6 protein-coding genes are annotated in these 5,749 nt (G+C 41.1%); 1 reads left to right on the top strand and 5 read right to left on the bottom strand.

Going from position 1 to position 5,749, the window contains the following annotated elements:
* Nucleotides 1-110: 110 nt before the first annotated feature.
* The 5 genes from lpoB to C200_RS00110 all read right to left on the bottom strand — a co-directional run bounded on the left by lpoB (nt 111) and on the right by C200_RS00110 (nt 5,421).
* Entirely contained in the window at nt 111-722 is a 612-nt protein-coding gene (gene lpoB, locus C200_RS00130) for a penicillin-binding protein activator LpoB (protein WP_016211565.1), read from the bottom strand.
* Between the two features lie 88 nt (nt 723-810).
* Nucleotides 811-1,215: a YcfL family protein gene (locus tag C200_RS00125; protein WP_032126112.1), complete on the bottom strand. Its 405-nt coding sequence runs from the start codon at nt 1,213-1,215 to the stop codon at nt 811-813.
* Nucleotides 1,216-1,245: 30 nt separating this feature from the next.
* The gene (locus C200_RS00120; RefSeq protein WP_016211567.1) at nt 1,246-2,652 is read right to left on the bottom strand and encodes a COG3014 family protein; all 1,407 of its coding nucleotides are present in this window, start codon (nt 2,650-2,652) and stop codon (nt 1,246-1,248) included.
* Nucleotides 2,646-3,713, bottom strand: coding sequence for a CsgG/HfaB family protein (locus C200_RS00115; RefSeq protein WP_016211570.1), 1,068 nt, complete (start codon nt 3,711-3,713; stop codon nt 2,646-2,648). Before C200_RS00115 ends, C200_RS00120 begins: the two co-directional genes overlap by 7 nt.
* Before the next feature lie 106 nt (nt 3,714-3,819).
* A complete protein-coding gene (locus C200_RS00110) occupies nt 3,820-5,421 on the bottom strand; it encodes an APC family permease (RefSeq protein ID WP_016211566.1) in 1,602 nt (533 codons plus the stop codon).
* 177 nt (nt 5,422-5,598) lie between these two features.
* Here C200_RS00110 and C200_RS14665 point away from each other — a divergent pair.
* The coding region (locus C200_RS14665) for a helix-turn-helix domain-containing protein (RefSeq protein WP_155274424.1) at nt 5,599-5,749 on the top strand (151 nt) is incomplete at its 3' end.

The raw sequence follows: 5,749 nt of genomic DNA, 5'->3' as shown, positions 1-5,749 counted from the left end.
AAATAGGGTTCGCATGAAGCTTGATCAAGATGAAATAAATTTAGAGACAGCGCTTAGTCAAGTAATGAAGTCAATGTCAGAAACTATTCGTTGAGCGCTATAACAACTCTCTACCAGCCAAACAACGAGCGTTTTTGCAATTTACGAATTTGCTTCTGTCCTTGCCATTCAACAATACCCGTTTGGATATTAATTAAGCGCAGGGTAAACAAATAGTACAGGCTAGTCTCGCTACTATTGGACTGACGGATACTGCTCAGGCTGCCTGTTAAAATAAATTGTGCGCCAATTTGCCGACCCATCGCAACCGCGGTTTTTTGATCCACCATACCACTTTGGTGTTGATAATTTAATTGTTTACGCAGTGACGCGACAGAAGCCATATCAACATAACGGAATTTTCCTGACTCGATTAACTTCGTCGCAATGGTATTTTTAATGCCTGAAATATCAATATGCTCATCCGTTTGATTACTAATTCCCCCATAAGTCATCACTGGGCGCTGTTTTGCTGTTAACTCTACAATCGATGGAAACGTTAACAAAGATTCAACCATTCTTGCAGAAATAGACTGCAGGTCACTCGAACTAAAATCAATCGATGTCGCGCTCACCGCATTCGGATCTTGATAAGAAATATTCTGACTGCAACCGGCCAAGGCCAACAACGCTGAGCCAACAACAGACAATATCACAAGAGACTTCATACTTTTTTTTATCATCACACACCCTCTCTCTCATTTTTAAACTTAATACTTTAATACTTTAATAGTTAATTTATATCATTGCGCTCTAGCTATTTTTATTATGTTATTGTTGGCAAATACGAATACGATAGCCTGCTGCAGTTGGATTAGGAGCCACTGCCTGTAAAAACTGATTTGAATTACTGTATAAAGTAAATGGTAAAAACGGGGTAGTACCGATTGGAAAACCATTTTTATTATACCAGGTAAATTGATATTCCATATTATTTTCTCGAGAACTGTGGCTTTGCACTCGCACCCCAGCACGCATTAAGTCACCACTTTGTACAACTGCTAATTGATTAATATCTAAACGACCATGAAAGGTATTTAACTGCTGTGGTTTCGCTTGAATAGCTTGTGTCATCTGCGGGTAGCTTGCTTCAGTGCAATTCGGTGCCGAAGCACAACCGCCCAATAAAACCACTGTTGCCAATACCACGGTACCAGCTCTAACACACCGATTCATCTTTGCTCTCCTTCAACCAAAATTCAAGATTCAAGATGTTGATAATACATGAACATCTAGAGAATGCCCCAAAGCCACCACCCAGACAACTACCATCTGCCGAGGTTTGATATTCACCGCTACTTTTCTAACCAATCCCTGATAATTTAATGTTAATTCTTGCCTACCTGTAGACAATACCTCTTGTAATACTTGCGCTTGATCTGGCAAGGTCAGCCAACTGCGTAAATCTGCTTGTGCTGAAACAACGTTATATACACTACTAATTAATGCCGCAAGACCATTCCCCTCTTTTTGCAGCTGATACGTCATTGCGGCCTTAGCAATTGATCGCGCAATTTCTCTAGCAATAATCCAAGGCATTCTTTCTTGCAACGCTTTGGCCGCAAGCGCCTGCATAGACACCAGCGCGGATGTCTTGCCAATGACACCATTATTTTTTTGAGTAATTTCTAACGAATGTGGGCTTTGCCATGGCGTATTGTAATAAGGGATCGCAATCGCAATTAATCCAGCACCGGTTGGTAACGGCAATTTAAATTGCTGCTTTGCCGGTACAAAACCGGCTTCAAATAAAACAACCAAAGTACCCTGATTCACCGCTGCTGTAATAACTTTATGCGTTAAATAATTACGATAACCAGCCAAATCATTCGTCATGTTCAGCTGCTTAGCCAAACGCAGTACATCAGCTTGCACATACGGATTATTGGGTACTAATTTTAATGCCTTTTTATAGTCAATATATGCATCATTTAAAGAACCCGAAATTTCATACAGTAAACCTGAAAAATAAAACGTATAGGCATTTTGAAAAGAATTTTTCACTTTGCCAGCAACCGCATTAAAAGTATTAAATTTCTTATTAGCCCAGATTTTACTGTCATCATAGTGTTGCTTAGCTGCCACATTGTTCGCCTCATCAAGCTCCTGTTGATGACGCTCTAACGCTTGACGCTGCACTTCATCAGCGCGCCGCACTTCGACCAATGCCCCAGTTAAGTTGCCCAAGGCAAAATAATTTAACGCTTGATAATGATGCACCATCACTTGTTCATAGCTCGATGTTGTAAATGGGATCGCATTATCATTCGTTAACAACGAAAGTCCTGTCACACTGAGCTTAGAAAGCTGAACTATTGGCTTTTGCTGGTTTTTATCAATGATCTCAATCGCTTTTTGATAGGTTTTTAAACTCTGTTGATATTGACCGGCTAACTGCTGGGTACGGCCCAGTTCTAATAAATAAAGCAGGCCATCTTCACTCGTGGTATCTGGCAGCAAATACTTTTCAGCCACCTGATAATGTTGCCGCACCAGTGCGTTTTTAACTGTCTTTGCCGTACTTGGATATGGCTTAAACACACTGGTGGTCGCACAACCTGATAAGCCCAACGTAACAATAATAACCGCAAACAACTGAAACGGTTTTACCATTGCAACGGGCTCGCACTCGATCCGGGTGTATTTTCTAAACCTCCGCCTGCAAGCACAACGTGTTTGTCCTTAACAAGTGCTTTCACAATAGCACCTAGCATTTTCTGAGGGTTCCCCGAAAGCACCGTCGCTTTAGCAAATTTTGCTTCTATGGTCTCAATACGTACCTTACCTACGGGCAACTGGGCATAACCTAACAACTGGTCTGTATGCTCATCGGTTAAACGCTGGCCTGGTTTAAATACAGCAAGGCTATCACCGACCTTAAAATTCGCACCAACACCACGATTAATATATACGCTATTTCCTGCCACCTTAATAACACTTAATGGAAACACAGCAGATAACACTTTATTTGCAGCGATTTTTGCGGCTTTGTCTTTTAATTGCTGTAAAAAGTAATCACGGCTGGTGACAATTTTATTGTCTTGTTGCCAGTGATTTTTTACTCTATTTTGCTTTTTTGACACCTGAACTGGATAAGCGGCAACAATTTGTCCACTATGCGCATCAATCACCTGAATATTGGCCATCAATAAGCCATAACGCTGCTTACTAATTTCATGCGTATATGGAATTTTCTCCTCACGTGTTTTTACTTCAAGCATTTGAATACTGCCTGTGACTAAATAATCCGCCCCGAGTAATTTACCAGTCTTAACCGCTTGATCAGAAGAAACATCGCCTGATTCAACAAATCGTTGCTCATTGATCACACGGTTCACACGATCACGCGTTAGCACTTTAAACGTATGACTAGACACTAAGGTATTAATTAAACCATCCGTTAACATATTCGTCATCGCTGTATACTCTTCAGGCACAACAGCAAGCTGACCATGCTCTCGCACTACCCTATCATCTGAACCTAAGCCTGAACGATTATCTTGATCTCTGACTTTATGGCGCCGCCAGTAAAGAACAAGGGCTTCCTTATTTATATTAAATTTTAATACCGCAACCGTTGGCATATGGCTCTTGGCACATGCTGTCATTGGTAATATTGGCAGTACAATTAAGATCATTAGAGCCACTAATAATAATTTAAAGCGCTTACACATACATCCTCCTAGACAACACCCACGACTAACTCACTTACACGCAAGCCAGGCCCAGTATAATGTATCTTGCCAAATTAAAAAATCACAAAAAGCTTAATCAACTCAATTAACTTTCAGTACCCGCTTCATGATGAAAGTCACGCAATAAATTTTCATTGAGGTGATGATGTCGTGTCAATATAGCCAAGCAAAAAATAATCACACTAAAAAGCGCAATCACCAGAAAATCCCAACCAAACGCTAAAAACTTTATACCACCAAATGTCCCTAAGTAAGAAATAACCGTCATGCCAATTAAATAAGGGACGAGCCAACAGGCTGAATAAAGATCTAAACTTTGTGTTTGCTTTACTTTATTTTTCATCATAAAGAAGATTAAAAGGCCAATAATAATAGCAATGACTAAACTTTTTACCGTATACCAACCTGACCAAAAGACAATTAAATTACAAATGTAAAAGGCGAGCAAACATAAGGGCGTAGCACAAGGCAGTCTAAACTCACGTACTCTCTGAGGCGCTTGATAACGCAAAGACAATAAAGAAATCGACCCCATACCGTAAGAAATAACGACGGCTGAAACCAAAAAACTGATCATGCCCTGCCAACCAGGAAAGGGTAAAAATAACAGTAAACCGACAAAAAAGTTTAAGATAATTGCCCACAACGGAATGCCTTTACTGGTTAATTTTAAAAATAGTTTTGGAAAGTAGCGATTTTTACTCATTGCATAAACAATTCGCGAGGTCGACGTCACATAAACCAATGCCGCCCCCAAAGGCGATACGGTTGCATTTAAATAAATCAAAGACACCAACCAAGATAAGCCCAATAGCCCAGCTAAACCAACAAACGGCCCCGCTTCGCTGCTAAAGTGCAACCCTTGCCAACCCTGGCTGAGACTATCAGGTGTAAGCGCACCGATAAAGGCAACTTGCAATAAAAAATATAATAAAAAGCAAAATAATACTGAACCAACAATAGCTAAAGGAATAGCAATGCGCGGCCGCTGCGCTTCTGCTGCAAGTTCAACCCCATGGCGAAAACCAGTAAAGGCAAAGATAACGCCCCCTGTTGAAATTGCCACCAAAATACCATGCCAGCCGACACTACCCACATCATTGCCGTTATGCAGATGCGCTGCCATAGAAAAATTATCAATATCAAAGTGCGTCAGTAATAAAACCACCCCCAACACGATAATAATCCCGACTTTGATAAGCGTCATAATAAAATTAGTTTTTATTAATTTTCTTAAATCAATCATATTAATCCAAGAAATGACGGCCATCAGTAGCACAGCCCATAGCATCCCTAGCACCGTTAAATTATAGTGACCCTCAACGCTATAACTTAAACTTGGAAAATAAACCGAGGCATAACGCAATACCGCCTGCACTTCAATCGGTGGCATCGTCACACAGGAAAGCCAGGCAATCCAGCCCATAACAAAACTAGTGGTCGTCCCATGAGTTAACTGTGGAATGCGCGCAACCCCTCCGGCGACTGGAAAAAGTACTGATAACTCAGCAAAGGTAAAGGCAATCAAAACAACCGCCGCCGCCCCTAAGCCCCAAGCGAATAAAGAAGCTGGCCCTGCGCTCTTAGCCGCATAAAAGGGCCCAAATAACCAGGCAGAGCCAATCATGCCATTAATCGAAATTAACAAAAGGACCCAAGGGGAAAAGTGCTTCTTTAATTGCTGCATACCACGCTCTCCTGCTACCAACTACTATCGTGCCAAGCTCTTATAGATACATGAAAGCATTGTCTTAAGCAATACTAAATAGATTCGCCCTCCGTCATCTGAAGTGCAACACTCAGTAGAGAGTTCATATTCATACAGATAAACTCTCTAGTTCGCCTTTTGACTTAGAGGGTAGAGATGGTTTATCGGCACTTAAATGAAAAAGATCGTTTTTATATCGAACAACGGTTATCAGAGGGAGACTCGCTCAGATCAATTGCTAGAGCACTTGGCTTTTCTCCTAGCACGATTAGCCGTGAGATTAAACGGCACACCCCAATCGATTTTA

Source organism: Piscirickettsia salmonis LF-89 = ATCC VR-1361 (assembly GCF_000297215.2).
Taxonomy (GTDB): domain Bacteria; phylum Pseudomonadota; class Gammaproteobacteria; order Piscirickettsiales; family Piscirickettsiaceae; genus Piscirickettsia; species Piscirickettsia salmonis.
The sequence above is the reverse complement of the archived record's forward strand: the minus strand, read 5'-3'. Positions and strand labels throughout refer to the sequence as shown.

What these genes read in the sequence shown, in the direction of transcription:
- C200_RS00125 (WP_032126112.1), bottom strand. Translation starts at nt 1,215, where the DNA reads ATGAATCGGTGTGTTAGAGCTGGTACCGTGGTATTGGCAACAGTGGTT.
- lpoB (WP_016211565.1), bottom strand. Translation starts at nt 722, where the DNA reads ATGATAAAAAAAAGTATGAAGTCTCTTGTGATATTGTCTGTTGTTGGC.
- C200_RS00120 (WP_016211567.1), bottom strand. Translation starts at nt 2,652, where the DNA reads ATGGTAAAACCGTTTCAGTTGTTTGCGGTTATTATTGTTACGTTGGGC.
- C200_RS00110 (WP_016211566.1), bottom strand. Translation starts at nt 5,421, where the DNA reads ATGCAGCAATTAAAGAAGCACTTTTCCCCTTGGGTCCTTTTGTTAATT.
- C200_RS00115 (WP_016211570.1), bottom strand. Translation starts at nt 3,713, where the DNA reads ATGTGTAAGCGCTTTAAATTATTATTAGTGGCTCTAATGATCTTAATT.